The sequence below is a fragment of the Pseudomonas sp. 22526 genome, from assembly GCF_052044735.1.
GTDB lineage: Bacteria > Pseudomonadota > Gammaproteobacteria > Pseudomonadales > Pseudomonadaceae > Aquipseudomonas > Aquipseudomonas piscium.
The window spans coordinates 1-26,743 of sequence record NZ_JBQENK010000015.1 but is presented as its reverse complement, the minus strand read 5'-3'; the positions used below and the strand labels follow the sequence as shown (position 1 = coordinate 26,743).

General features: G+C 61.5%; 19 protein-coding genes and 1 pseudogene. 8 read left to right on the top strand and 12 right to left on the bottom strand.

All coding sequences use genetic code 11. The features are described from left to right. Positions 1-60 precede the first annotated feature (60 nt). Positions 61-1,710 (bottom strand): phosphoethanolamine transferase, encoded by a 1,650-nt coding sequence (locus ACTJKT_RS21785; RefSeq protein ID WP_440788539.1) that lies wholly within the window; start codon positions 1,708-1,710, stop codon positions 61-63. 266 nt (positions 1,711-1,976) lie between these two features. Between ACTJKT_RS21785 and ACTJKT_RS21780 the strand changes: the two genes are divergently transcribed. Continuing rightward, a complete protein-coding gene (locus ACTJKT_RS21780; protein WP_440788537.1) occupies positions 1,977-2,759 on the top strand; it encodes a transporter substrate-binding domain-containing protein in 783 nt (260 codons plus the stop codon). On the opposite strand, the pseudogene cynR reads toward ACTJKT_RS21780, so the two are convergent. Further along, a pseudogene (cynR, locus tag ACTJKT_RS21775) lies at positions 2,732-3,615 on the bottom strand (transcriptional regulator CynR). The gene ACTJKT_RS21780 and the pseudogene cynR sit on opposite strands and share 28 nt — an antisense overlap. Positions 3,616-3,726: 111 nt before the next feature. Between cynR and ACTJKT_RS21770 the strand changes: the two are divergent. The 5 genes from ACTJKT_RS21770 (at position 3,727) to ACTJKT_RS21750 (ending at position 8,391) form a co-directional block, all read left to right on the top strand. Beyond that, positions 3,727-4,386: a carbonic anhydrase gene (locus ACTJKT_RS21770; RefSeq protein ID WP_440788536.1), complete on the top strand. Its 660-nt coding sequence runs from the start codon at positions 3,727-3,729 to the stop codon at positions 4,384-4,386. 63 nt (positions 4,387-4,449) lie between these two features. Next, on the top strand, positions 4,450-4,920 hold the full coding sequence (gene cynS / locus ACTJKT_RS21765) for a cyanase (protein ID WP_009042607.1): 471 nt from the start codon (positions 4,450-4,452) through the stop codon (positions 4,918-4,920). Positions 4,921-5,156: 236 nt separating this feature from the next. Next, positions 5,157-6,341, top strand: a complete 1,185-nt coding sequence (locus ACTJKT_RS21760) for a cyanate transporter (RefSeq protein WP_440788534.1) — start codon at positions 5,157-5,159, stop codon at positions 6,339-6,341. A gap of 16 nt (positions 6,342-6,357) precedes the next feature. Beyond that, entirely contained in the window at positions 6,358-7,269 is a 912-nt protein-coding gene (locus tag ACTJKT_RS21755; protein ID WP_440788532.1) for a DMT family transporter, read from the top strand. A gap of 183 nt (positions 7,270-7,452) precedes the next feature. Further along, positions 7,453-8,391, top strand: a complete 939-nt coding sequence (locus tag ACTJKT_RS21750) for a LysR family transcriptional regulator (RefSeq protein WP_025805042.1) — start codon at positions 7,453-7,455, stop codon at positions 8,389-8,391. Positions 8,392-8,415: 24 nt separating this feature from the next. On the opposite strand, the gene ACTJKT_RS21745 is transcribed toward ACTJKT_RS21750, so the two are convergent. The 9 genes from ACTJKT_RS21745 to ACTJKT_RS21705 form a co-directional block, all read right to left on the bottom strand. Then, entirely contained in the window at positions 8,416-8,778 is a 363-nt protein-coding gene (locus ACTJKT_RS21745; protein WP_440788530.1) for a 5-carboxymethyl-2-hydroxymuconate Delta-isomerase, read from the bottom strand. A 91-nt stretch (positions 8,779-8,869) separates the two neighbouring features. Then, positions 8,870-9,799, bottom strand: coding sequence for a LysR substrate-binding domain-containing protein (locus ACTJKT_RS21740; protein ID WP_025805040.1), 930 nt, complete (start codon positions 9,797-9,799; stop codon positions 8,870-8,872). Positions 9,800-9,893: 94 nt separating this feature from the next. Further along, on the bottom strand, positions 9,894-10,877 hold the full coding sequence (locus ACTJKT_RS21735; protein ID WP_440788529.1) for a fimbrial protein: 984 nt from the start codon (positions 10,875-10,877) through the stop codon (positions 9,894-9,896). Between the two features lie 369 nt (positions 10,878-11,246). Next, positions 11,247-14,297 carry a two-partner secretion domain-containing protein gene (locus ACTJKT_RS21730; protein WP_440788527.1) on the bottom strand — a complete coding sequence of 1,017 codons (3,051 nt, stop codon included), beginning with the start codon at positions 14,295-14,297 and terminating at the stop codon, positions 11,247-11,249. A 74-nt stretch (positions 14,298-14,371) separates the two neighbouring features. Then, positions 14,372-16,090 carry a ShlB/FhaC/HecB family hemolysin secretion/activation protein gene (locus ACTJKT_RS21725; protein WP_440788612.1) on the bottom strand — a complete coding sequence of 573 codons (1,719 nt, stop codon included), beginning with the start codon at positions 16,088-16,090 and terminating at the stop codon, positions 14,372-14,374. 25 nt (positions 16,091-16,115) lie between these two features. Next, positions 16,116-16,892, bottom strand: coding sequence for a fimbrial biogenesis chaperone (locus ACTJKT_RS21720; protein ID WP_440788525.1), 777 nt, complete (start codon positions 16,890-16,892; stop codon positions 16,116-16,118). Further along, positions 16,892-19,462, bottom strand: a complete 2,571-nt coding sequence (locus tag ACTJKT_RS21715) for a fimbria/pilus outer membrane usher protein (protein ID WP_440788523.1) — start codon at positions 19,460-19,462, stop codon at positions 16,892-16,894. Before ACTJKT_RS21715 ends, ACTJKT_RS21720 begins: the two co-directional genes overlap by 1 nt. Positions 19,463-19,633: 171 nt before the next feature. Then, a complete protein-coding gene (locus ACTJKT_RS21710; protein WP_440788521.1) occupies positions 19,634-20,401 on the bottom strand; it encodes a fimbrial biogenesis chaperone in 768 nt (255 codons plus the stop codon). A gap of 24 nt (positions 20,402-20,425) precedes the next feature. Then, positions 20,426-20,989: a fimbrial protein gene (locus ACTJKT_RS21705; protein WP_440788611.1), complete on the bottom strand. Its 564-nt coding sequence runs from the start codon at positions 20,987-20,989 to the stop codon at positions 20,426-20,428. A 517-nt stretch (positions 20,990-21,506) separates the two neighbouring features. Between ACTJKT_RS21705 and ACTJKT_RS21700 the strand changes: the two genes are divergently transcribed. Beyond that, the gene (locus ACTJKT_RS21700; RefSeq protein ID WP_440788520.1) at positions 21,507-22,136 is read left to right on the top strand and encodes a response regulator; all 630 of its coding nucleotides are present in this window, start codon (positions 21,507-21,509) and stop codon (positions 22,134-22,136) included. A 109-nt stretch (positions 22,137-22,245) separates the two neighbouring features. Here ACTJKT_RS21700 and ACTJKT_RS21695 read toward each other — a convergent pair whose 3' ends face one another. Next, positions 22,246-22,734, bottom strand: coding sequence for an Hpt domain-containing protein (locus ACTJKT_RS21695; RefSeq protein WP_440788518.1), 489 nt, complete (start codon positions 22,732-22,734; stop codon positions 22,246-22,248). A 799-nt stretch (positions 22,735-23,533) separates the two neighbouring features. On the opposite strand from ACTJKT_RS21695, the gene ACTJKT_RS21690 reads away from it, so the two are divergent. Beyond that, the coding region (locus tag ACTJKT_RS21690) for a beta strand repeat-containing protein (RefSeq protein WP_440788516.1) at positions 23,534-26,743 on the top strand (3,210 nt) is incomplete at its 3' end.

The window sequence follows — 26,743 nt, the reverse complement described above, 5'->3', positions numbered from 1 at the left end:
TGGATGAAAAACAGGTTACCGCCCCGATCGTGAAAAAAAGGTCGAACGCCGATCAAGGCTTCATTGCCGCGCCAGCACGCCGTCGACCACGCTGCCCCGGCAACCGGCGAACAGGTCCAGGTCGGGCTTGTAGACCTGGCTGTCAACCTCCAGCAGACCGAGCATCGAGTGGAACAGGTTGTCCTGGCTCAGCGGCTTTTCCCGGCTCAGTTGCAGGCAATGGGTGTCCACCGAGAACGCCTTCTGATAGCTGTCCGAGAACCAGGCCAGCATCGCCACGTGTTTCTGCTGCGACGGCGCGAGCATGTAGGGCGTGCCATGCAGGAACAGGTTGTATTCGCCCAGGGACTCGCCGTGGTCCGACAGATAGAGCATGGCGGTATCGACCTTGTCCTGGTTGCTGCGCAGCAGGTCGATCAGGGTCGACAGCACGTGGTCGGTGTACAGCAGGGTATTGTCGTAGCCGTTGACGATGCTCTCGCGGCTGCAATTGTTCAGGGCGTTGCTCTGGCATACCGGGGTGAAGCGCTCGTATTCCTTGGGGTAGCGCTTGAAGTATTCCGGCCCGTGGCTGCCCATCTGGTGCAGGACCAATACGGTGTCCTTGTCCAGGGTATCGATGAAATGCTGCAGGCCCTGGAGCAGGATTTCGTCGCGGCATTCGCTGTTGGCACAGAGCGCCGGATCCTTGAGGTTGCTGACGTCGTCGAGGGTCACCCGGTCGCAGGTGCCCTTGCAGCCGGACTGGTTGTCCCGCCAGATCACCTCGAGCCCGGCGCGCTTGAGCACGTCCAGCAGCCCTTCCTCGTTCTTCGCCTTGCTGGCGTCGTAGTTCTTGCGCCCCATGTTGGAGAACATGCAGGGCACCGAGACCGCGGTCTCGGTGCCACAGGACGACACGTCGGTGAAAGCGATCAGGCCGTTTTCCTGGCTGAGTTTCGGCGTGGTGTCACGCTCGTAGCCCAGCACGCCGAAGTTCTCGGCCCGGGCACTTTCGCCGACCACCAGCACCGTCAGCGACTTGCGCGCATGACCCTGCCAGGTCGGGTTGCGCTGGGCGTCCTCGCCGATCTTGACGAAGGGCTGGCGCGCCGAGACCACTTGCTCGCGCAGGTAACCGATGGAAGCGCCCACGTAGTTGCTCGGCACTAGCATCAGGCGCAATTCATGGTGATTGCGAAACAGCGAGGCCAGCCCCTGATAGTTGGCCAGGGCGACCCCGCCGATGGCCGCCGCACAAATAACGGAAACCAGCAACTTGCTCAATAACTCGCGGTGCCAGCGACGGTAATTAATCGGGGTCTTGAACAATAACCAGGAAGGCAATACACCCAGGAGCAGAATATAACCAAGCAACTTCAGCGAGAGTAAGTCACGCACTTCCGTTGCATTGGTTTCGGCGAAGTTGCGAAACATTCCGGCATCTATCAACACTCCGTACTGGCTCATGAAATAGGCCACGCCGGCACTGACCATAAACAATAGAACCAGCACCGGCTTGAGTACCCGGCGGAACGCCAGCAAGGTCAGGATTATGTTGAAGGCACAGAAGATCATCACCCCGAAGGCCACGCGCATGGCGATGCCGCGGCCGTCCGAGGCGGTAATGCTAAACAGGTGCTGCCAGAGCACAAAGTTGCAGCCCAGTAATAAAAAGGCGCTGGCAATCAGCGTCACCCATTCGGGACGCAGGGGTTTAATGTTCAGCATGACGATCGGCTTGTTCCTTGAAAGAAGTGCGTCGCCGACAAGCCCGTTATTCAATGACTGCCCACGACAGCACGAACTTTAGGTAGCCGACCATCAAGGTTTCGTGAAAAAGAAGCCAACAAATAGTTGGCATGGCCCTTTGCCAAAACTTTTTCGGCGAAAACACTGCGCAACGCACTGGCAGGCGATGCGCCTTGCCCCATTCGAGCCCGGCGCAAATAATGGGCCGCCCTCGGCCACTCCCCTCGTCATCAAGGATCGACCGCATGAAAGCACGCCTTCTGCTCTGCTCGCTGCTGACCCTCAGCGCCCCGGCATTTGCCGCAACAAACGCCTCGCACCTGGATCAGGTCATCGAACGCGGCCACCTGAACGTCTGCACCACCGGCGACTACAAGCCCTACACCTACCTGCGCGCGGACGGTGCCTACGAAGGCATCGACATTTCGATGGCGCAATCCCTGGCGCAAAGCCTGGGGGTCGAGGTGAAGTGGGTGAAGACCACCTGGAAAACCCTGATGCCAGACTTCCTGGCGAACCAGTGCGACATCGCCGTGGGCGGTATTTCCGTGTCCCTGGAGCGGCAGAAGAAAGCCTTCTTCAGCGACACCCTGGGCGTCGACGGGAAAATCCCCCTGGTGCGTTGCGCCGACAAACAGCGCTACCAGACCGTCGAACAGATCAACCAGCCTTCGGTGCGCCTGATCGAGCCGCCGGGAGGCACCAACGAAGTCTTCGCCCGGGCCCACCTGCCCAAGGCCAACCTGACCCTGTTTCCCGACAACGTGACCATCTTCGAGCAACTGCTACAGAACAAGGCCGACGTGATGATCACCGACGCTTCCGAAGCGCGCTTCCAGCAAAAGCTCAAGCCGGGACTGTGCGCGGTGAACCCCGAGCAGTACCTGCAATACAGTGAAAAAGCCTTCCTGCTGCCACGGGACGACATCGCCTGGAAAAGCTACGTCGACCAGTGGCTGCACCTGAGCAAGGCCACCGGCTTCTACACCGGCGTGGTCAATCAGTGGCTGGCGGCGCCCACGCCCTGAGTCGTCAGCAGTTCGCGAAAAGCCTGGCACGCGGCGCTGCGATAGGCGCCCTTGCGCCCCNCACGCTGCGGGGCGCCAGGGCCGGTTGCAGGATCACCGGGCGCAGGCCCGGCTGCTCCTGGGTAATGGCCAGCGGCAGGATGGTCGCCAGTTGCCCACGGCGAACGATCTCGACAATGGCGCCGATGGAGTTGGCTTCGATGGCGATGCGCGGCGTTATGCCCTGCTCGCGACAATAACGATCGATATGCTGGCGGGTGGCGAAATCGCCGCTGAGCAGCACCAGCGGCTGCCGCTCCAGCTCGGCCGCCGACAACTCCCGCGGTAACTCCGGCTGCTGCTCGCGGCTGACCATCAGGCTCAGGCTCTCCTCGAACAACAGCTGGCTGTCGATGTCCGGCAGGTGCTGCCCGGCAAAGGCGATGCCCAGGTCCAGGCGGTCTTCGGCCAGGGCCGCTTCCAGCCGGTCCTGGGTCATTTCTTCGAGGCTCAGGGCGATCCCCGGATAACGCTGGTTGAAACGGGTCAGCAGCGGCCCCGCCAGGTACGTGATGAAGGTTGGGGTCATGCCCAGGCGCAACGAGCCGCGCCGCAGATCCTGCACGTCATGCATGGCCCGCTTGGCCGCCTCCAGGTCCTGCAGGGCCAGCCGCGCATAACGCACATAGGCCTCGCCGGCATCGGTCAGGCGCACGGTGCGCCCCGAGCGGTCGAACAGCGGCGCGCCGAGGCTGTCCTCCAGTTGCTTGATCTGTTGCGACAGCGTCGGCTGGGACACATGCAAGGCTTCGGCGGCGCGGGTGAAGTTGCCGTGCTCGGCGACAGCCAGCAGGTAACGGATATGGCGTAGCAGCATGCTGGGCTTCCAACTATAGGTAGTACTTATGGGAAGCATAACAAGCCAGTCTTGGACGCTATAGCTGAAATTTCCCATCCTTGCGCCATCAGCGATGCAAGGAGAACCACCATGCAGCACATCATCGACGGCTTTCTCAAGTTCCAGCGCGAAGCCTTTCCAAAACGCAGCGAGCTGTTCAAGCAGCTGGCCACCACCCAGAACCCCGGCACCCTGTTCGTCACCTGCTCCGACAGCCGAGTGGTACCGGAACTGCTGACCCAGCAGGAACCGGGTGATCTGTTCGTGATCCGCAACGCCGGCAATATCGTGCCCTCCTACGGGCCGGAACCGGGCGGCGTGTCGGCCACGGTGGAATACGCGGTGGCCGTGCTCGGGGTCAGCGACATCGTGATCTGCGGACATTCGGACTGCGGCGCCATGACCGCCATTTCCACCTGCAAATGCCTGGACCACCTGCCGGCCGTGGCCAACTGGCTGCGCCATGCCGAGTCGGCCAAGGTGGTCAATGCCGCCCGCAGCCACGCCTCGGACGAAGCCCGCCTGAATGCCCTGGTACGGGAAAACGTGATCGCCCAGTTGGCTAACCTGAAGACGCATCCCGCGGTCGCCCTGGCCCTGGAACAGGGCCGGCTGAACCTGCACGGCTGGGTCTATGACATCGCCAGCGGCGACATTGCCGCGCTGGACGGCCCGAGCCAGGGCTTCGTGTCCCTGGCCGAACACCCCGACACCTGCGCCTTGGTCGGCAAACCGCGAGACGCGGCTTAAGCATTGCCTTTTTTAACACCGTTTTTTCAACAACCGTTTCACCATCCCCAAGAGGAACTCGACATGCTGCAATCCCAATTCGCCCAAGCCCCACGCCTGGCCCTGGCCGACACCATCATCGATGCCAAGGCGCGCAAGAACCTGTCGTGGCAACAACTCACCGACGGCACCGGCCTGAGCCTGGCCTTCGTCACCGCCGCCCTGCTCGGCCAGCACGCCTTGCCGGCCGCGGCCGCCGACCTGGTCTGCAGCAAGCTCGACCTGGACCAGGACGCCAGCCGCCTGCTGCAAAGCATCCCATCGCGCGGCAGCATCCCCGGCGGCATCCCCACCGACCCGACGGTGTACCGCTTCTATGAAATGCTCCAGGTCTACGGTTCGACCCTCAAGGCGCTGGTCCACGAGCAGTTCGGCGACGGCATCATCAGCGCCATCAACTTCAAGCTCGACATCAAGAAAGTCGAAGACCCGGAAGGCGGTTCCCGCGCGGTGATCACCCTGGATGGCAAGTACCTGCCGACCAAGCCGTTCTGATCCCCCTGTAGCCGCTGCCGCAGGCTGCGATCCAGGCCGCAGGACTGGCGAACCGGCAACGCGGTACTTCAGACAGACCGCTTGCGCAGGTTTGGGGGCCGCTTCGCAGCCCAGCGCAGCCTGCGGCAGCGGCTACAGGTGTTATTTAATTTTTAGATAGTCCTGCAAACTTTCTGATTTGCCCCGACCACGCCCCTCCCCGCCTAATCAGCGCCTGAATTCTTCAAGGCCTGATCATGGAAAACGTTCGCGCAACAACCCGCCCCGCCTTCTGGCTGATGCTCAGCGTGATTCTGGTGGCCTTGAACCTGCGGCCGTCGATGGCCGCCGTCGGCCCCTTGCTGTCCGGCATCCGTGGCGATATCGCCCTGAGCTTCAGCGGCGCCGCGCTGCTGACCATGCTGCCAGTCATGGCCATGGGCCTGGCGATGTTCTTCGGCGTGCGCATCGCCCAGCGCCTGGGCGAGCACCGCAGCGTGGTGGTTTCGCTGCTGGTCATTGGCCTGGCCACCCTGTCGCGGCTGTTCCTCGATTCGGCCGCCGAGCTGATCCTCAGCGCCGTGCTCGCCGGCCTCGGCATCGCCCTGATCCAGGCGCTGATGCCGGCGCTGATCAAGTCGCGCTTTGCCGACAATGTCGCGCTGTTCATGGGCCTGTACGTCACCTCGATCATGGGCGGCGCGGCGGTCGCGGCGTCCTTCGCCCCGCTGGTGATGAGCCGCACCGGCAGCTGGCGCCTGGGCCTGGCGATCTGGGCGGCGCTGGCGGTTGTGGCGCTGCTGTTCTGGTACGCGCAACGGGCGGCCATGCCGAAACTGCCGGGCGTCGCAACCCGCCACGAAGCCTTTGCCGGCAACCGCCGCGCCTGGCTGCTGGCGGTCTTCTTCGGCCTGGGCACGGCGTCCTACACCTGTGTCCTGGCGTGGCTGGCCCCCTATTACGTGGAGCAGGGCTGGAGCGAACAGAACGCCGGCCTGCTGCTGGGGTTTCTCACCGCCATGGAGGTGGTCTCGGGCCTGGTGACGCCGGCCATCGCCAACCGCAGCCAGGACCGCCGCCTGGTGCTGGTGGCGTTGCTGGTGCTGATCATCGCCGGCTTCTGCGGGCTGATCCTCAGCCCGCAGCACCTGAGCCTGCTCTGGCCGTGCCTGCTCGGCCTAGGCATCGGCGGGTTGTTCCCCATGAGCCTGATCGTGTCCCTCGACCACCTGGACCATCCGCGCCGCGCCGGAGGCCTGACGGCCTTCGTGCAAGGCATCGGCTACCTGATCGCCGGCCTGTCGCCGCTGCTCGCCGGGATCATCCGCGACCGCCTGGGCAGTTTCGAGTGGGCCTGGTGGTCGCTGACCGCGGTCATGGCGCTGATGATCCTGATGGTCCTGCGCTTCGATCCGCGGCATTACCACCGGCACTTCCAATGACCCTGGGAACACGTCCATGAAACCTGCCAGTTTTCTCAACGCCCATCTCGGCATGCTGCTGTGGGCGGTGCTGATCGCCGCCTCGTTCTTCGCCGCGGCCCAGGTCAGCCAGGTCGTCGACCCACTCCTGCTGACCGGCCTGCGCCTGCTGTTGTCGGCCCTGATGTTCGTGCCGTCGCTGTGGCTCAACGGCGCATTCCGGATCACCCGCGCCGGGCTGCGGGCGCATGCAGTGCTGGGCCTGTTGCTGGCGGTGTACTTCGCTTCGCTGTTCGAGGCGCTGCGGCATACCTCGGCGGTCAACACCGGCATCCTGTTTGCCCTGGTGCCGCTGCTGACCCTGCTGTTCGAAGGCGTTCTGCTAAGCGGCAACAACGCGAAAAACCGCCTGTTGCCGATGCTGCTGGCGGCCGCCGGAGCCATGCTGCTGACCTTCAAGGGCGGCGGCGCCGAGGGCATGCCGTCGCTCTACGCGCTCGGCGTGTATGGCGTCGGTTGCCTGGCCATGGCCTGTTATTCGCCATTGAGCCAACGGCTGAAAGCCACCAGCCTGAAAGACCGCAGCCCGGCCGCCATGACCTTCTGGAACATGCTGTTCGGCGCGCTGTTCCTGTTCGCCTTCTGCCTGCCCGGCGGTGGTTGGCGCAGCGCCGTCCTGCTCACTTTCCACGACGGCCTGTGGCTGCTGTACCTGGCCTTGTTCGCCACCCTGGCGACCTTCTGGTTGCTGCACCGGGCCATCGGGGTGATCGCGCCGGCCACAGTCATTTCCTACATCTACCTGAGCACCCTGTTCATCACCCTCTTCCATTGGTTCGGGCTAGGCCGGCAACCCTTGCCGAGCGAGCTGCTCGGCGCGCTGCTGGTGGGCCTGGGCATGCTCGCGCTGATCCTCGGCAGCCGCCGGCCGGTCCCCGTGCCCGGCTGAAGCACCAGGCACAGGGACAAGCCGCCAAGCGCTGCGCCACACTGCGCAGGTCGTGTTATCGGAATTAATTGTCCCCTCGTTATCCGTGAAACCCCGGGGCAAGGATTCAATTAGGACGATCGTTCCGTTAGCATCAGGCGAGTTTGCGCACGACCGCGCGAGGTGCTTAACGAGACGGAACTGATGCTGAACAGTAACTTGCTTAGAAAGCTCGACATGCAGGACCTGATGGTGTTCGTCGCCGTGTACGAGCAAAGCAGCGTGACCGGGGTTTCGGAAACCCTGTGCGTCAGTCAGTCGACCGTCAGTTACTGCCTGAAAAAACTGCGCACCGGCTTCGAGGACGAGCTGTTCATCAACACCCGCACCGGCATGCGTCCGACCTACAAAGCCACCACCATGTACAGCCACGTGCTGAAGGTTCTGGAGAGCATCAACCTGTGCCACTCCGGGGTCCAGGCCTTCGACCCGACCCGCCAGGCCGTCACCTTCAACGTCTGCGCGCCGGAATATTTCGAACTGCTGATCCTGCCCCGCCTGCTCAAGGGCTTCGACTTCGCCGACCTGCCGGTGTCGGTCAATGTGCACAAGCTGGAAACCGATATCCCCGCCGATGAACTGCGCGACGGCAGCCTGGACCTGGTGATCTGCTTCGGCCCGAACTTTCACCACAACCACCCGGACCTCAAGTCGCAGATGCTGCTCGAGGATGACCTGGTGTGTGTCTTCGACAAACGCGCGACGCCGCCGCTGGAGCCGCGTTTCAGCCTGCAGTCGTTCGTCGAGCGCCGGCATGTCTACCCCACGCCCTGGACCTCGACCACCAACATGGTCGACGGCTGGCTGGCCCGCCAGGCCCACCGGCGGCAGATCGTCGCGCGCTCCAACAGCTACAGCGCGGCGCTGAAGATGATCACCGGCACCGACTTCATCCTGACCCTGCCACGGCGCATCCAGGCGCTGCTGACCAACGACGCGGTGTTCAGCCATTGCGAAGCGCCCAACGGCCTGCCGGGTTTTACCCTGGACATGCAATGGAGCGCACACACCGACCAGGACAGCGCCAACACCTGGTTCCGCGAGCAGGTGGTCAAGGTCTGCGCGCAGCAGGGCCTATTGTAGGTTCAGGCCCTGCCGCATTCCGGCTCAGTGACCGATGCTGAGCTTGCCGTAGGACTCACGGTCGATATCCAGGATCTCCACCGCCAGTTGCAACTCGACGCCGGCCGGCCATTCGCAGAGTTCCTGCAGCACCGCCAGCAGGCTTTGCGAAAGCTGCTTCTTGATTTCCGGCGAACGCCCGCTGAGCAGCGACAGCTTCACATGCACGAACCCCCGCTCGCCGAGACCGGTGCCGACGCGAAACGTCTCGACCTTGCGCGCGCGGCTCTTGATGTCGAATTCAGCGAACTGCCCGGACGCCACCAACGCGTGGTTGAACCGCAGCAAGGCCTTGTCGGCATCCAGTTGCGGCAGGTTGGCGGTGTATTCCATATGCAGATGAGGCATGGCAGAGCTCCCTGAAAGGTGAGGAAAAAGGCGCTCCATACTACACGCCCCGCAACCGCCTGCCTGAATCCTCTACCAAGGGCTAAGAAGCTCAATGGGCCTTGGGCGGCGCCACGTCGCGGTCGCTCATGAAGGCCTCCAGCCGCGAACGCAGCCAGCGCTCGGCCGGGTCGGTATCGACATGGCTGAGCCAGACCATGGACAGGTCCAGGGTCGGGGTCTTGAACGGGAACGGTTCCTGGAACAACTGCCCCGACGCGGCCATGGCCGCCGCCGCGTAGTCCGGCAGGCTGGCGATCATGTCGGTCCCCGCCAGCAACGCCGGCAGCGCACTGTACTGCGGCACCGACAACACCACCTGGCGCTGCCGGCCGATCTCGGCCAGCCACTCATCGGCAAAGCCGCTGACATTGGCCGTGTGCGACACCAGCACATGCGGACGGGAACAGTATTCGTCGAGGGTCAGCGGCGTATCGCTGGCATCGGCGCGCAGCACGCTGGGCTGGATATGCCGCAGCAGCTTGCGCTTGGCGTTGGCCGGCAGCCCACGGGTCTGGCTGATGCCCACGGTGATGTCGCCGGCGGCCAGCAGGTCCGGGATCCGCCAGTAGTCGGCGTGCTGCACTACGAACACCACCTTCGGCGCTTCCTGGCGCAAGGTCCGCAACAGTGGCGGCAACAGGCCGAACTCGACGTCGTCGGACAGGCCGATGCGAAAGGTCATGGTGCTGCTGGCCGGATCGAAGTCGTGGGTCAGGCTCAAGGCCGAGGACAAGGCATCCAGCGCCGGCGACAGGTGCTGGATCAGCTCCTCGGCGCGGGCGGTCGGCTCCATCCGGTGGCCCACGCGAATGAACAGCGGATCGTTGAAGATCGCGCGCAGGCGATTGAGCGCCGAGCTGATGGTCGGCTGGCCGAGAAACAGCTTCTCCGCCGCCCGGGTCACATTGCGCTCGAGCATCAGGGTTTCGAACACCACCATCAGGTTGATATCGGCCTTGCGCAGTTCGTTGCGATTCATCCGCGTGCTCCATCCCCAGGTCGGAGCCCAGTGTAGAAAGGCCCCGCAACGGCGTCTATCGCCATCGAAGGGGCCTGGTTCAAGCCTGAATGACTCAAGGGAAGGTAAAGGTGAACTCCGCCGCGCCATCGGCATCGCCGACCTTGAGCTCGGCATCGCTGCCGGTGCGGATGTAGCCGGCACGCAGGGGAATGATCGCGCTGTCGCCCACCCGTTGCATGTCGTAGGGGGTGTCGTCGTACTTGATCCGCTGCTGGTTCAGGTCGTTGATCATGACGATGCCGAAGCCCTTGGCGCTGTTGGGCGAAGCGCTCAGGTTGAGCACCGAGGGGTCGGTGTGGCCGGCGACCTTGTCGGTGAAGGTGATTTGCGGCTTGGCGTTCAATGCGCATTGGCTCAGCTCGATGCGGAACGACACCGGCGACGAGGTGGAGCCCACCTTGGGAAAGTCCGCCAGGGAGAAACGCCCGAGCTTCACCGGGATGGTCTTGTAGGACTCCACCACACAGGTCTTGGGGATGGTGATCCCGCCTCCGCCCATATTGATGATGGCAGGCCCCATCAAGGCATAGGGTGCGCGGCAGATGCCGCGGGGGATGTCGTCGGTCGGGATGGTGACTTCTCCTCCCAGGCTCACGACGCCTTTGAGCAAGTCGACCGCATAGAGCATCAGGCTGGAGCTGCCATCGATGCGATCGACGATCAGTTCGCCACTGGGCAACTGGCTGGGGGGAACCGTCAGGATCAGCGACTGGATATAGTTGGTCACCATAGTCGAGCGCTGACTCTGACCCGCGCTGGAATCAAACTCGACAGAGTCTTTTTCCAGGGCAATGGGTTTGGTGGTCTGGCCGATCTCCCGGGTGGTGCCGTCCGAAGAGCTCGCGGATATCTTGAAACCGATGCCGCTGATATTGGTCGGTGCTATGCCATCGGACAGCGGTGTGCCCTTGGTCCAGTACCCGGCGGATACCAGCTCATGAGCGACGTTTCCGGAAGAGCCGCCATACCGGTAGTTGGTGATCAAAGAGACTGGCCGTTGATGCAGGACCGAGCCGACCGGCGTGGCGCTGGTCAAAGGCGTTATCTCTTTCCACGGCCTGCCGGCACCGTTGCTGAATGTGCACTCGATAGCCTGGCTCTGCACCAGCGCCGCCTGCGCCGTGCCAGCGACCAGGCCAGGAAGCAGCCAGGCCGCTGCCCGCAGGCCAGGGTAAAACCTGCGCCTGAGGCCCGCGGGCCTGAATGCCATTGGAAAGAGCATGGGCCATTCTCCGTGTTCTGGGTTGCCCGGACGTCCGCTGCCGTGCAGTTGGCTGGCACGACCCGGGCCTGGGATGCAACGATGACCCGCCACGCGAATCATCCTGAAAAAGGGGGGGGAGAACCCCGGAAAAACCGCTATGCCATGCATTGGCATGGCGTAGCGGCCATCCGCGACAGCGGATTATCGATGGGTTCTAGTGATCTCCCCGTAGTTGAGACCGGCCAGAGGCACCTGGGCCGCCTCGCCCAAGACCGCGTTATTGTCCATGGTCCCGTAGTTGACGCCGACCAGGCCACCATAGGTCTGCAGCCCATTGTTCGAGAAGTTGATCTTGCCGGAGGCCCTCGATTGATCGACCTGGCCCATGTTCAACCCCACCAGGCCACCCAGCTTCGTGTAGTAGTAGCTACCGCTCAGGGCCCCCAGGGACAAGGCGTTGGAGACCTGTCCATAGTTCTGCCCGATCAGCCCGCCGATGACGCTGTGCTGGTCGCCATAGACAGAGCCCTTGGCCGTCGCGGTTTCGATAACGGAGATCAGGTTGCGACCGTTGGTGCCCACCAGGCCACCCACGAAGCTGTAGGTACCGCCCCGGACATCGCCACTGGCTTCCACCGATGTCAGGTCGCCGTCGTTGTAACCAACCAGCCCGCCGACATGGCTGTTGTTACCGGCCATGACCTTGCCACGGGCCACGGCATGGCTGACATAACCGCCGTAGTTGCTGCCGATCAGCCCACCGGTATTGCTGTTGGCGCCCGCGGTGACATTGGCCTGGACCTCAGCGGTGTCCATTGTGCCGTAGCGGTTCTGACCGACCAGGCCACCCACATGAGTGCCCGAGCCGTCGTAGACCGTACCGCTGGTGTTGACCTCTTTCAGCGTGCTGCTCTGGTTGTAACCGATCAACCCGCCTGCCGATGCACTGCCGAAACCCTTGACCGTACCGCTGAAGCTGGAGTCCCTGACCGTACTGTTGATGTTGAACCCGATCAGGCCGCCAATATTGCTGGCGCCCTTACCCTGCACCGTTGCCGAGGAGCTCGACCGCTCGACCGTACCGGCCTGGTTGTAACCGATCAACCCGCCCATATTCGTGCCGACATAACTGCACGAGTTGCCGCCGACTGAACCGCTGCTGGAGGAGTTCGCGATATAACCGTCCCTGTTGGTCCCGACCAGGCCGCCCGCACCACCTCCAAGGGTGCGCGCCAGATACCCGCCGATGGCGACATTCGCCAGACTGTTGGTAATGCGTGCGAAGCCGCTCACACCCGAAACGTTTTCACCGACCAGGCCACCCAGCGATGTGCTGTAGCTGTTGCCATTCACGGAGGAGTTGCCCCCCACCGACGCACGATCGATGGCACCGCCCGCATTGAACCCGACCAGCCCACCCACGACGTTGGTGTTCGAGGCGTTGGCGTAGACGCGCAAGCCTGTGGCGCTGACGTTGGTCAGAGTGCCGGTGTTTCGCCCCACCAGGCCGCCGATATGGCTGAAACCAGTTCCAGAAGTGGTGCCATTCACCGTCATGTTGGCCAGTTTCAGGTTGCTGATACTGCCCGAGTTACCGGCGAACAGGCCAACCATAGGCCCGGTATTGGTCACGGTGAAACCGCTGATGGTATTGCCCAGGCCATCGAAGACGCCGGCGAAAGCGCCATTGCCGCCAATGGACTTGAAGTTGCCGCTACCCTTGATGTCGGTCCCCAGGACATACAGGCCATTGAGGTTGTTACTGACCGCCTGCAGCCGGGCGGTGTTTTGAATGACATCGTAGAGCGCGCCGTTCGAATCGAACGAAGCCCCGGTACCGGACAGGGTGACCTTCGCGTTCTGCCCCAGGGCATAGCCACTGCCATGGTTCATCCCGAGGCTGGAATTGGCACCACTGAGGGTCAGGTTGCCGTTGAGCTGGATGGCTTTTTCAGCATTCATCTCGACCCGGGCCTTGATGCCGCTGCTGGCCAGCCCGCCATCGACCTTGATATCGCCCTTGGAAGACAGCTTCAGCTGATTGCCGCTGTTCCAGGTGACGGGACCGCCCACCGCCACATCGCCGACACTGCTGGCCAGCTCGATATGGGTAGTCGCCAGGTTGTTCGACAGGGTATCGGCGTAGGCCGTGTCGCTGCCCGATGCCGCCGTCGGATTGACCTTGATCTCGCTCGAGGTGATCTTCCAGCTGCCGGTCTGGCCGTTGCTGGCCTGGGTATTGACCCGGGTCGCCAGTTGCACCTCGGTATTCGCGCCTTTGGTCTCGATCGCACCGCCGTTGCCCACAGTGCCGATGGCGCTGGCGGTCATCGCCCCGCCCACCAGGACCTTGCCCATATCGCCGCCATCGAGGGTGATCTTGCCGGCTGTGCCACGCAGGGTGTTGGCCTCGATGGTGCCCTGGTTGTTGACCACGGTCTGCAACATGGCGCCGGCACTCTTGGCAGTCATCAGCACCTGGCCACCGTCGGCCTTGAGCAGGCCGCCGTTTTTTACCAGGGCATCCACTGCGGCACCCTCGACTTGCAGGTTGAGCAGGTTGTTGCCGTCGAAATTCAGGGTGAACTTGTCCCCCGCGCCCAGCGCCACCCGGCCCATTTGCGCCTGGATCACCCCATTGTTGCGCACGCTGGTCCCCAGCAGCGCCACGTTGCCGCCCTCGTCGGCAATGATGCTGCCGCTGTTGATGATCTCCGCCGGTGAGCTGCCCGAGAAATTGTATTTGCCAGCCTCGAAGTCTTTATTGGCAATGTCCCGGGTCGAAGCCACCAGACCACCCACATTGACCTGGGCGCCCTGGCCGAACACGACGCCATTGGGGTTGACCAGAAACACCTGGCCATTGGCATCGATCCGGCCCTGGATGTTACTGGCATTGGTACCGACGACGCGGTTCAGTGCAACCGAGCTTTTAGTGGGCTGGTGGAAGGAGACCTTCTCGCCCTTTGCGACACTGAAGTCGTTCCAGTTGGTGATCAGCTTGTCACTTTTCTGGTTGATCGACATTTCCTTGCCATCGTTGAAGGTCAGGATATTGGCTTCCCCGGAGACATGGGTGTTTCCCGTCGGCAAAGCGAATGCCGACGACATGGCGCCCACCCCCAGCAGGCTGACAGCCGCCACGACCATGCCCTTGCGCGCACCCGACTTGCGCCGGCGCCGCGCGCCCTCATGAGCCACATTCCAGCATGCCAGGGCCTGGTTCCAAACCAGTGCATACATTTTGTTCACGGTAACGCCCTCTTCACTAAAGAACGCTCTGCAAACCATTTGCAGAGCGACACCACTCCTGCTACGAGCAGGTACTAGAAATATTGCGTCGCGTTCATCCAAACCCGGGGGCGGCGCTCTGGCTTTTCCGGGTTGTTGCCGTTGTCATTCAGAGGCCAGGCGAGCGTCAGGTTGATTTGCTGCGAAGGCCCCGCCCAACTGGCGCCGATACCGGTCGCCGTGATCCGGCGGGTATTGCTCTCTGAGGTCCAGGGTTGGCGGTTGACCTTGACGGTGCCGTTGTCGGCGAAGGCGCTGAGCTGCCAGCGCGGGGCCAGGGCGTAGCGCAGCTCGGCGCTGGCCTGCCAGCCCTGGTCGCCGCTGCCGGCACCCAACGGATAGCCGCGCACACCGTAGGGACCGCCAAGGCCGAGTTTTTCCGAGCTGTCCAGGTTGCTGTTGGCCCATTGCGCACTCAGGCGGGTATAGAGTTGGAAGCGATCGCTCAGGCGTTGCAGGCGCGCGGCATTGAGGTTGAGCTTGGCGAACTCGCCCGAGGTGCCCGCGGTACGACCGTCGCGGACCTCTTCCTCGCGGTCGCCGAAACGCAACCGGCCGCTGCCGTAGGACAGATCGAAGAAGTTCTGCCCCCCCCGGAAAAAACGGTCCTGGCTGTTGCCGTTGAGGCTCAGGGTCCACAGGCCGATCCGTTTACGGCTGCTGATTTCGTGGAGGTCGATATCGTCGCGCAGCCGTTTGTCTTCGTATTGCAATTGCGCGGTGAGGTCGAAGGTGCGGCTGCGCACCAGCGGCTGGGCGACGAAGAGGCTGCGAAAGCTGGCGACGCCGTGGTAGTCGAGGACCTCGAAGTTCCTGCCCACGCGGTAGCTCATTTCCGAGTACGCCGCGCCGATGCGGGTCGACCAGGGACCGACCGGCAACTGGTAGGCCGCGCGGTAGTAGCGCTGCGACTCGTCGCTGCGCATCGCCCGCAGGCTGAGCTGATCCCCCAGGCGCAAGGGGTTGTTGAGGTTGAGGCTGCCGCCCAGGCGGTATTCGCCGGTGTAGTAACCGCCGAAGTTGTCCGCCTCCAGGGTGCCGTTCAACAGCGGCCCGGGCTCGGTATCGATCACCAGGTCGGTGGTTCCGTACTCCTGACCAGGGCGCAAGGTGCCTCGAGCCTGGACCCCGGGCAGGTCGCTCAACAGCAGGAGGCTGCGTTCCAGGTCCGCGTCGTATACCGCCTCGCCACTGTTCAGCGACGACAGCGGCGCCTGGATCACCGGGTCCAGGGCGCGCGAACGGTTCTGCACTTCGATACGCCCGTAACGCCCCTCGACCACGGCGATCCGCACCAGGCCGTTTTCAATGTCCTGGGGCGGCAGGAAAGCCCGGGCCAGTACATAACCCTGTTTCTGGTAGTAGGAGGTAATCCGCTGCGCTGCTGCACGCAAACCGGCCAGGTCCAGCTCTTGCCCCTGCAGGTCGGCCAGCAACCCCTGCAAACGCTCGGTGCTGAAAACCTGGTTGCCCTCGACGGCAAACGTCTCGACCCGCACCCGGATCCCGGAGGTGTCCGGGGCAACCGGCGCGGCAGGTGTCTCGGCCTTGGGCAGCTCCAGCTCCAGTTCCGAAGGGGTTGGCTGGGCCGGCTGGACCGACTCGATGTCACGCATCGCCTGGCCGGCGTTAGGCACCTGCAAGGCCAGGGCGGTATTGGGCACTGCCAATGGCAGCAACGCCACCAAGGCAAAACACCAACCACGCAGGCTCGCGCCCTCGGACGATCGACCACCGCCACGCTGCTGGGCCATTGCCCCGGACCGGCTCATCGCAAAACTACTGTTGTAACCGCGCACTTCCACTCAGCGTCTCCCCGCTGTCTATCGCCACCTGGTAACGAACGACCGTCGCGCTGGCGACGGCTGCCTTTTTTGTTGCGGGCAGGGCGATACGCGTCGTGCCAAAAGGCTCGAGCGTGATTCCCTGCCAACTGATCGATTGAGCCCCGCTGCCCAGCTCCAGCTGCGGGAGGGACACGTAGTAAGGCGCCCGGCTGGTGGCCAGCAGCGCCATCTGCCCGTCCGCTCCGGGGGCCTGGTCGAGGCTCCAGCGCACTTGCCCGATGGCCTCGTCCGCCTTGCCGGCAAGGCCTGAAGGGCGGTACAGCAGCTTCATGCGCATGCGGTAGGCCAGGCGCAGCAGATTGCTGTCGGTGGTCGTGACCTGTGGCACTTCGAGGAAGTTGATCCAGAACACCGACTCGCGATCGGTGGGCAAGGGTTCGCCGGTGTAACGCACCACCAGGGCGCTGCGCTGTTGCGGGTCCAGCCGGGAAATGGGTGGCGACAGTACGAACGGCACCGTCAGACGGCTCGGGTCGGCGCGGGTATCCCCCCGGTCCAGCCAGGATTGCAGGAGGATCGGCGCATCGCCGGTATTGCCGACCCTGACCGTCAACGCCGGGGCATTCGCCGGGTAAATGAAGCGCGTGCCGGTAATGGCCAGCGCCGCCTGGGCGTCGGCGCACAGCAACAGCAGCCAGGCCGACATCAGTCCGCCACAGATCCGCCGAGCCATGGCCGAGGGGCAGCACAAGCCGCATGCCTGCTGCATCAGCCGTTCCTCGCCGGAGCGGGTGCCCCGGCAGTGTCGGGCGGTACCGGGCGGCATGGCAGGTCGAACACCTCATACCCCTTGGCCTCAGCCGCCTTGGCAGAGGCTGCATCGCGCTCGGGCAGGCGGTAATCGATCAGGCACTGCTGCCCGGGCTCATCGCCCCATTCGACACGGATCGAGCCCTGGTCCTTTTCACTGCGCAGCACTAGGCGACTGCCCTGGCCGACCGCGCCCATTTCCACTCCGCTCTCGGCGTCGGTGGCGATCGCGGCAAACGGCAAGAGCGCGCCATTGGGTTGCCGGCTGTTGATCAGGAAAGAGCGGGCCTTGCGGGTCGGGTAGGACAGCATCACCACGGCCCCCGCCACCGGCGCGGTATTGCGCGAACTCGCCTGCAGCTCAACATCGTCGGGCATGCCCTGCGGGTCGATATCCACGGTGTTGAGCTGGAACGGCGTCAGGCTGGGCACTACGGCGTAGCCGCTGCCGTTCACCCGCGCCCCGCTGTAGCCGACCCCCGCGCCCTGGGCATGCGGCGCGTAGACCAGGCCGATGGTTTCGCTCAGGGTCTGGGCGAACGTCAGGCCGCCGGGGTGCAGGATCAGGCCACCGGAAGCGCCGATGGAACCCTGGCGGTAATCGCTGCCCTGGGAAAAACTGGAACTCAAGGCCACCTGGGGCAAGGCATAGTTGAGACTGGCGTTGTGGCTGGTTTCCCGTTGCCGGTCATCGCGGGAAACGGACACGGCATAGGAGGCTTTGCCCGCATCGTCCACTGTCCCGGAAACACCGCTGGTCAGATGAGTTCCCGTACTCTGGTCGTGACTGGCGTAGTTATTGAGCAGCGTTGCGCCCCGGGTCTCGCGGCCCAGCGGGATGGTAAGGGTCAAACTCAAGGTCGTATTGCTACTGACTGCCCGACGCCCTGAATACCGGTTCTGTCCCAACGTGCGCTGTACCGCGAAGGAATAGCTGTTGCCCCGCCACTGATTGCTGTAACCCGTGGAAAAGCTCAGGGCCTTGCCTTGTCTATTCCAGTAATTGAGCGCCGAACCACTGGCATAGAAATGCCCGCCAGTAGCCTTCAGTTGCTGACTGACGTTCACATCCAGCCTGTCACGCATGCGGGAGAAGGCTTCCGCCCGTCCGCCACCCTCGACGAAGTCCTGCAACGCGACCGCGTCATGCAGCCCCAGATAGCCGCTGGTCGAGTAGCGATAAGCCAGCAGCGAGAAGTTGGTACCGCTATTGGGCAGGTTCTTGCTATAGGAAAGACGCAGGCTCGTCCCCTTCAGACGGCCCCTTCTGGGCACGTTGGTTTTGGCCTGGGTCACATCGAAGGCAAAGCCCCCCACATCGGTATTGAGCGCGCTCCCCATCAGTACCGACATGTAACTGCCCGTGACAGCGCTGCCGATGTATCCGGTAATGTCGTTATCCAGACCGTGCTGGGCTGTCCCTTGCAGCACATACTGGTTACTGCCGCGCAGCCCGGGATCGATGATCTGGCCGGCGGTGACGCCATACCGGGAGTTTCCAGGGCGCAGTAACTGCACAGTCGTGGCGAATGGCACGGTGAAGCTGCTGCTCTTCCCGTTGGCCTCGGTCACGGTAACGCTCAGGTCGCCACCGAAGCTGGCGGCCTGCAGATCGCTGATCTCGAACGGCCCAGGCGCCACCGAGGTTTCGGAGATCAGATAACCGCGCTGATAAATCGACACCTTGGCGTTCGAGCTGGCCGTACCGCGCACCACCGGCGCGTAAAAGCGTTCGGTGTCGGGCAGCATCCGGTCGTCGCTGGACAGCTGTACCCCGCGAAACGATACCGAGTCGAACAGATCGGCATCGGTGGCGCTCTCCCCCACCAGCAGTTGCGAGCGCCAGGACGGCAGCTCGGTCTGGGCATAAATTTGCCCGCGCTGATAATGGCCGCCCGATTGCGGCGACCAGGTCAGGGTGCCGTTATGCCGCAAGCGCACCGAGCCGGCATTGAGCCCCATGTTCAGCCCGGCATAACCATTGGTCATGGTGCGGCCGCTGTTTTGCACGCTGAACAGGTTGGTGTTGTAGTTGAGCAGCCCCGCGGAAACGCCATGATCCCAGTTGGCCGGATCGACGTAGGTTTTCGACAGGTTCTTCTGCAGGAAATACTGCGGGACCGAAAGATCGATCGTCAGCTCCTTGAGATCGATCTTCGTGGTGAGGCCAGGAATGTAGCGAGCCAGGTCGGCGCAATAGATGCCCTCCGGCATGCTTTCGGCGGAAGGTTGCGCCGAAACCGCCTTGTCCAGATCGATACCGGCGCGCAGCAGCAACGAACGCTCATAACAAGGCCGGCCCCCTTGCGGCCCGTGAGTGTCGCGAAACTCGATGTTCTGCGTGACACGCCACTGACCATTGACCAACAGGTCGATGCGGTAATTGCCCGGAATGAGAAAGCCCTGGCGCTCGAAGCGGCTGGTATCGATGGGTGCGCCTTCGGTCTGAAACAACATCTGCGAGTCGAACACCACGCCCTGCCCCACAGGCTCGGCAGTGGCAGTTCCAGCCCATGTTTCAGTCGTCATGACAATAGCCGCCGTAGAAAAAAGACATAGAAAGAACCGACCTGGACTCAAACCGTACGAAACTAACGCACAAGCAAAAACAACCAGATAACTACGCTGGACGTTCAACATATTCGATACCGGCATGCAGCCAAGTCATGGAGATGACAAAAAACTGCAGGGTGAGAAAAGTTACAGAGATAACGGTTTTTCAAGTACGCGCCGCCCACCGAAGTCGTTAATGACTTCGTAATGAACAGAGGCTTTGCGATAAGTCTGAGGAGCACGTTCAGGCAATGGAAAAAACCCACTACTGAAAGGCGCGATCATTTCATCTTTAACTGCAACCCGCCGCCCATCCAGAGCAACTTCGATCTTGCCGAAAGAAACGTAATACGCCGTCGGATTGCTTACCTGAACTCCCAGGCGACTCTCCACATTGCCTTTTTCATCCGGATGACTGGCTTGTTTGAATTGCCAATCGAGTTTGTTCGCCACCAAGTCCACATCCGACTTCAGGTTCTTGGGTCGGAAGAACACTTTGATTCGGGTTCTGAAGGTAAACTGCAAGACATTTTCATCGACTTCCTTGCGCGGAGGTGTTTCCAGCACATTGAGCCAGAACAAGGACTCCCGATCTTCTGCAAGCTTTTCACCCGTATAGGAAACACGCAGTGAAGCCGAACTCTCCGGATCCAGACGAATGACCGCAGGGGACAGCAGAAATGGAACCTTTATTTCCTCAGGGCCTTTAGTTGAATCGCCCTCATCAATCCAACTTTGAGCCAACGAAGCAGTTGCACCGGTATTGTTCATTTTTATTGTAACTTCACGAGCATCCGACGGATAAACCAGCCGAGTGCCCTGAATGACTACCGACGCCTGTAGGGTTCCAGAACATACGCCCAAGAACATGACGCCAAGAACGAAAGAAGAAAAAATACGCGCTTTCGGCGTCATGAATCACTCCTCGGGCGCTGGCCTTTACTTATACGACAGGGTGTATCGAACGAAGGAGTTACCCGAACCCGCGCCAACGCTAGCCGCGGTCGCAATGTAGTTCGCCTTGAACTTGAGAGTTGCAGTGTTGCCTGCAACGGTGGCGACCTGTGGCGTGGCTTCCGACTGACCGAGTGGGATTTTCGTGCCAGCAGCAACATCGTCGTTGAACACCTGGATCTGCACGCCGGTGGCAGGCGCCGCGCCGATCAGCTTGAGGTTCCCGGTCACCGAGTCGACGTTGCCCACCTGGTCAAAATCAACGACAACCTTGGTTCCATCGGCACATTGCGCGCCGGAGAGCACCAGTTGGAAGCCTTTGAACGGAGAAGCATCGCCAATGGCCTTGAAGATCGTCGGAGAAATGCGCCCCAGTTCCACGTTGGTGATGTTGTCTTCACCCGGTGCCTTGCCGTTGATGTTGCAAGTCACGTCGGTGATGCTGCCAGAGAAGTTAACCACACCATCAGTGGCATGAGATAACGAAGGAACAAGTGCGGCAAGCATCAAGCTGGAAGTTGCCAGGGATAGTAAAGATGTGCGTTTCATATAGTTTCCTTGTTCACGTTGATCGGCAAAAGAAGTGCAATTCATTTGATCGCCCTCCCGGTCCAGCCATGACCAAAGCATGCCAGCCATGGCAGTCCAAGCCTCTCTCATTCAAAGTCTAAGTCGATTGGTCGACAACAATAGCAAGCGCCTTGGGCACCCTATAAAGGACACCCAAGGGAAGCCGTAGCTTACCGATCAAGCTTCGAATTTGAATTGAGAGACGGCCGAAGTACCCATCAGAAAAATCTTAATAAAACGCCCATTGATTTCGTCTTTACTTATGAGACAAGACTGTGTACTTCTTCAGCGCGTGCGTTTAGCTGAACTCTGCCAAGAGTTCGCATCGCAGCAACCTGAATCAGGCTAACTAGTTACTCAATAAAAAATGAAAGGAGTCTACTCCGCCGGCCTGCCCTGCGAGCACCAACAAAAGGCCCAACCTCAATGAAAAGAATCGAATACAGAGAGTAAAAATATAAACCCACACATGTAACCAGCACAGAGAGAGCGCACTATGGGATCCATAGTAATAGTCGACGACCACCCCCTTATCAGGGTTGCCTTGAAAGTCATACTTGAACGTAACGGACACCATATCGCCGCCGAGGCAGATAATGGTGTCGACGCCATTCAAGTTGTTCGCACACATAAACCGGATCTGGTGATACTTGACCTCGACCTGCCGCAACTGGATGGACTATCCGTACTCACTCACTTCAAGGCCAATAACTTCCTGGTAAAAACGCTGATATTGACGTCCAGCGACTCGAAGAACTTTGCCGTACGCTGTTTGCATGGGGGCGCTGCAGGCTTCATCTGCAAGGATGAAGCGCTGGATGAGGTGGGAGACGCAGTAAAGGCATTATTATCAGGGCATACCTATTTCCCTGAGAGCTCTCTGCTGCTGTTGCAGGAAAGCATTCACACCAATCAGATGCAAAGTATTGCCGCCTCTCAGTTGACCAACAGGGAAATCACCACATTAAGATTATTGGCACAGGGTCTTAACAATAGGGAGATTGCAGCGACCCTGCTTATCAGCCACAAAACGGTCAGTACTTACAAAGTAAGACTCTTGAAGAAATTCAACACCACCAACCTTCTGGCCCTGATTGAAATAGCCAGGCAAAAAGGAATCATATAGGCCTCTTGCGAAACCCAGCAGCGCATGGACATCTGTCCGTTCCAGAATCGGCGCCTTATCGGTTTTGCGGCGGGACATCGAGCACGACTCCCTTAGAGCAGCAGAGGAATCAGCGCTCACGAGGCAGTTCTCTCAGATTGATTGGCCCATCATCCTGTATGGCTACAAGACAGATGTCCTTGAGGTTGAGCAACGCCTGCTCGACCAGCTGCGCCCTTTCCAACAGCACCGGCCAGGCCCCTGCGATACTGACTTCCCTCAGCCGCTGGCAGCTGGAGATCAGCGGCTGGTACTTCAACACACAAGCTGCCCCCGCCATCTTGTGGCACAGCCTGGCAATGGCTTGCCGATCGTTTTGTTCGCAGTACGCCCGCAACAGCTCAAGGTCTTTGATCTGGTAAGTCCTTACATCCTCGATGAGCCGTCGTGCGATTTGCTCATTGTCGCCAGCAAGGTCCATGAGCCTGCCAAGCACCTCCAGCAACGACACCGCAGAACCGCCCCGGATAGCCTGAAGCACCTCGTCACCCGCACTTACGCCTGCGTTGAAGCCTGCCGCCTCCGGCGTTGCACCGGCCTGTACACCCTGCCTATTCATATCCGCCTCCCTGCCTCAGCTGAATATGCCGCGGCCCGCTCGCTGAATAGGGGTCAGGCTAGGCAAAACGCCTTGAAGCGAATATCAGACATTTCTCAAAGCGCTGGGCAGGCAACTTTGTTCAGGGACGCCGCTCCTCAGGGATTGAAATCCGGACAGCATGAAAAAAGCCCGCCAGAAAAATATTCTGCCGGGCTTTTTAACAACTGACGCTGCAGTTTGCGGCTGTCCAGCACTGGCATGACGCAGCCAGGCCATGCCGCATAAGGGTTTCAGCTCATTGAGCCGCACCAGTGTTGGGTGCTTGCGAGCATTTCGCCAAAAACACATCGACATAATATTGACGAATAAATGCCCGCCCGTCGGAATATTGGCACTTCGTACTGTTACTCCCGCTTAACACCTTTACAAGGCCTGACCCCACAACTAAACAACTATCAAACTGATATCAGGAAAGGCCGTATCCCTGAATCAGAACGACCCCAAGACACGGCTTCATCCAGCCATTAATCCAGGAGTCCCTTTCATATGGGTGCTCTCAGGCTATTGCGCACCATGCGCAGCGCAGCCCCAGGCTTGGGCCCATGTTCGCCCGACCGCTCCTGCGATTCGCTTTTCAAGTACGGCGAACTTCTTCACCTGCACGCCACTTGCGTCCCTCTTCCCGCAGGCCCGGACGGCCGACGATGTCCGGGATCAGCTCGCACCGCTCCTTGACACCCTGAGCGGTACAAGCATGGGACTTCGTCCTGTCAGCAGGACCTGGCGATTCTAAAAAAAGCATTCTCGGGAGAAAGACATGGCTACCACCACAACGACCAGCGGCGGCACCACCACTTCGTTTTCCAATACACCGCAGGCGAAGGACGACATTTTCACTACAGGTGTCATTGGCACGAGCAGTGCGGCCATCACTGAAGACCTGCTGGGGGTCGTGTACCTGGACGTCATGTCCAATGACCTGGGTGGCAACGCCAAGACACTCTGGTCACTGGATAACGCGACCAGTCTTTCTACTGCCACCAAGGTTTATGCTCCGGCCGATCTCCTGGTCCAGGACACAAGCAGGGTTGAGGCGACGAGTTCTGACACCAGCTTCAACGGTGCAAAAATCTGGATTACGTCGGATGGAAAAGTTGGCTACGACGCCGCGACCTTATCGACTGCCTTCAAGGCGCAACTTCAGGCGCTTGCTGCCGGAGCGTCCCTGACAGACAGCTTTACGTATGCGATTCGCCTCGGCAATGGCACGCTCAGCTGGGCCACCGCGCAGGTGCAATTTGCCGGTGCGAACGACAGTGTGACGATGAGCCTCGGCGCACAGGCCGGTAGCGTAACCGAAGATGCGCTCACGACTCAGAGCCCGACCGACTCACACAGCGCGACGGGCACGATTGCCTTTAGCGATGTCGATCTGAGCGACACGCATACCGCCTCTTTCGTAGCGGCGGGAGGCAATGCCACAGCGCTGGGCAACTTCGCCCTGGCCTCTGTGGTTGAAGCCGCCAATGCGGCCAACGGCACCGTCAACTGGACTTACACCCTGAATAATGCGGCAGCCCAGTCCCTGGCCCAGGGTCAGACGGTTAGCGAAACTTATGTGGTCACCATCAGTGACGGGCATGGCTCGTCGACCACGCAGAATGTGACCATCACCATCACGGGCACCAACGACCAGGTGCAGATCACCAGTGGCGTGCAGACTGGAGATGCCAAGGAAGACAGCGGCGACTACGCGGCCAGCGGCAACATCACCTTTACCGACGCCGACCTGATCGACACCCACAGCGTTACCGTCACCCCGGGCGCTTCCGGCTACCTGGGCAGCTTCACTACGGCCCCATTGAACGACAGCACCGGCACGGGCAGCGGCTCGCTGGCCTGGCACTTCGCGGTAGACAACGCCGCCCTGCAGTTCCTGGGCGAAGGCCAGACCCTCACCCAGACCTATGACGTGGCAATCGGCGACGGTGCGGTGCAGACCGTGAGCATTACCCTCACCGGCAGCAACGACCGGCCGACGCTGACGATTGCCGACACTACCGGCACGATGAGCGAAGGCAACGGCGCGGCCACCCTGAGCGACAGCAGCGCCCTGAGCTTTGTCGACCTGGACAACATCGACCTGGTGACCGTATCGCACACCGCCAACGGCAACATCGCCTGGAGCGGTGGCACGCTCGATGCCGGCGTGGCTTCGGCCCTGGTCGCCGGCTTCTCGGTCGATCAGAACAGCTGGGACTACAGCAGCAGCCAGAACCTCGACTTCCTCGGCGCCGGTGAAACCATCACCTTCTCGTACACAGTGGTCGCCACCGACAACAGCGACGCGGTAAACGCGGCTTCGGCGACGCAGACTGTCACCATCACCATTACCGGCAGCAACGACGCGCCCGTACTCAGCTTCGCAACGGACAATGATCTCGGAGCCGTGCAGGAAGACACCACCCTTAGCGTCAGCGGCCAGTTCAGCTCGACCGATATCGATCACGATGCCACGGCCACCTGGAGCATCGTCGGGGCAAACACCGGCGCCTTCGGTTCGATCGCCGTGGACGGCACCGGCCAGTGGACCTACACCCTGGCCAACGGCAGCGATGGTGTCGCCAGTGCGGTGCAATCGCTCAAGGCGGGCGAAAGTCACGACGAAGTGTTCAGCGTGCAGGTCAGCGACGGTCTGGGCGGCGTGGATACCCAATTGGTGACCGTGACCGTCACCGGCAGCAACGATGCGCCAGTGCTCAGCTTTACGACGGGCAACGATGCCGGTGCCGTGCAAGAGGACACCACCCTTAGCGTCAGCGGCCAGTTCAGCTCGGCCGACATCGATCACGATGCCACCGCCACCTGGAGCATCACCGGTTCAAATACGGGTGCCTTCGGTTCGATCGCCGTCGACAGCACCGGCCAGTGGACCTACACCCTGGCCAACGGCACCGATGGTGTCGCCAGTGCGGTGCAGTCGTTGAAGGCGGGGGAGAGTCATGATGAAGTGTTCAGCGTTCAGGTCAGCGACGGTCTGGGCGGCGTGGATACCCAGCTGGTGACCGTGACCGTCACCGGCAGCAATGACGCGCCCGTACTCAGCTTCGCCATCGGCAACGATGCCGGTGCCGTGCAAGAGGACACCACCCTTAGCGTCAGCGGCCAATTCAGCTCGGCCGACATCGATCACGATGCCACCGCCACCTGGAGCATCACCGGTTCAAATACGGGCGCCTTCGGTTCGATCGCCGTCGACAGCACCGGCCAATGGACTTACACCCTGGCCAACGGCACCGATGGCGTTGCCAGTGCCGTGCAGTCGTTGAAGGCGGGCGAAAGTCATGATGAGGTGTTCAGCGTGCAGGTCAGTGACGGCCTCGGTGGTGTGGACACTCAACTGGTGACTGTCACTGTCACCGGCACCAATGACCAGCCAACCCTGACGATTGCCGATACCACCGGCGCGATGAACGAAGGTGATGGCACTGCCACTCTGAGCGACAGCGGCGCCCTGAGCTTTGCCGATGTAGACAATACCGACACGGTGATCGTGTCGCAGACCGCCAACGGCGACATCGCCTGGAGTGGCGGCACGCTCAATGCGGGCGTGGCTTCGGCACTGGTCGCCGGCTTCTCGGTCGATCAGGACAGCTGGGACTACAGCAGCAGCCAGAACCTCGACTTCCTCGGCGCCGATGAAACCATCACCTTCTCGTACACGGTGGTTGCCACCGATGACAGTGGCACAGCTAACGCTGCCTCGGCGACACAGACCGTGACCATTACCCTCACCGGCACCAACGATCAACCAACCCTGACGATTGCCGACACCACCGGCGCGATGAACGAAGGTAACGCTGCGGCCACATTGAGCGACAGCGGCGCCCTAAGCTTTGCCGATCTGGACAGCACCGACATGGTGACCGTATCGCACACCGCCAACAGCGACATCGCCTGGAGTGGCGGCACGCTCAATGCGGGCGTGGCTTCGGCACTGGTCGCCGGCTTCTCGGTCGATCAGGAC

What these genes read in the sequence shown, in the direction of transcription:
- ACTJKT_RS21725 (WP_440788612.1), bottom strand. Translation starts at nt 16,090, where the DNA reads ATGGCCCAGCAGCGTGGCGGTGGTCGATCGTCCGAGGGCGCGAGCCTG.
- ACTJKT_RS21700 (WP_440788520.1), top strand. Translation starts at nt 21,507, where the DNA reads ATGGGATCCATAGTAATAGTCGACGACCACCCCCTTATCAGGGTTGCC.
- ACTJKT_RS21760 (WP_440788534.1), top strand. Translation starts at nt 5,157, where the DNA reads ATGGAAAACGTTCGCGCAACAACCCGCCCCGCCTTCTGGCTGATGCTC.
- ACTJKT_RS21745 (WP_440788530.1), bottom strand. Translation starts at nt 8,778, where the DNA reads ATGCCTCATCTGCATATGGAATACACCGCCAACCTGCCGCAACTGGAT.
- ACTJKT_RS21705 (WP_440788611.1), bottom strand. Translation starts at nt 20,989, where the DNA reads ATGAAACGCACATCTTTACTATCCCTGGCAACTTCCAGCTTGATGCTT.
- cynS (WP_009042607.1), top strand. Translation starts at nt 4,450, where the DNA reads ATGCTGCAATCCCAATTCGCCCAAGCCCCACGCCTGGCCCTGGCCGAC.
- ACTJKT_RS21750 (WP_025805042.1), top strand. Translation starts at nt 7,453, where the DNA reads ATGCTGAACAGTAACTTGCTTAGAAAGCTCGACATGCAGGACCTGATG.
- ACTJKT_RS21785 (WP_440788539.1), bottom strand. Translation starts at nt 1,710, where the DNA reads ATGCTGAACATTAAACCCCTGCGTCCCGAATGGGTGACGCTGATTGCC.
- ACTJKT_RS21780 (WP_440788537.1), top strand. Translation starts at nt 1,977, where the DNA reads ATGAAAGCACGCCTTCTGCTCTGCTCGCTGCTGACCCTCAGCGCCCCG.
- ACTJKT_RS21695 (WP_440788518.1), bottom strand. Translation starts at nt 22,734, where the DNA reads ATGAATAGGCAGGGTGTACAGGCCGGTGCAACGCCGGAGGCGGCAGGC.
- ACTJKT_RS21770 (WP_440788536.1), top strand. Translation starts at nt 3,727, where the DNA reads ATGCAGCACATCATCGACGGCTTTCTCAAGTTCCAGCGCGAAGCCTTT.
- ACTJKT_RS21740 (WP_025805040.1), bottom strand. Translation starts at nt 9,799, where the DNA reads ATGAATCGCAACGAACTGCGCAAGGCCGATATCAACCTGATGGTGGTG.
- ACTJKT_RS21715 (WP_440788523.1), bottom strand. Translation starts at nt 19,462, where the DNA reads ATGACGACTGAAACATGGGCTGGAACTGCCACTGCCGAGCCTGTGGGG.
- ACTJKT_RS21755 (WP_440788532.1), top strand. Translation starts at nt 6,358, where the DNA reads ATGAAACCTGCCAGTTTTCTCAACGCCCATCTCGGCATGCTGCTGTGG.
- ACTJKT_RS21720 (WP_440788525.1), bottom strand. Translation starts at nt 16,892, where the DNA reads ATGCAGCAGGCATGCGGCTTGTGCTGCCCCTCGGCCATGGCTCGGCGG.
- ACTJKT_RS21710 (WP_440788521.1), bottom strand. Translation starts at nt 20,401, where the DNA reads ATGACGCCGAAAGCGCGTATTTTTTCTTCTTTCGTTCTTGGCGTCATG.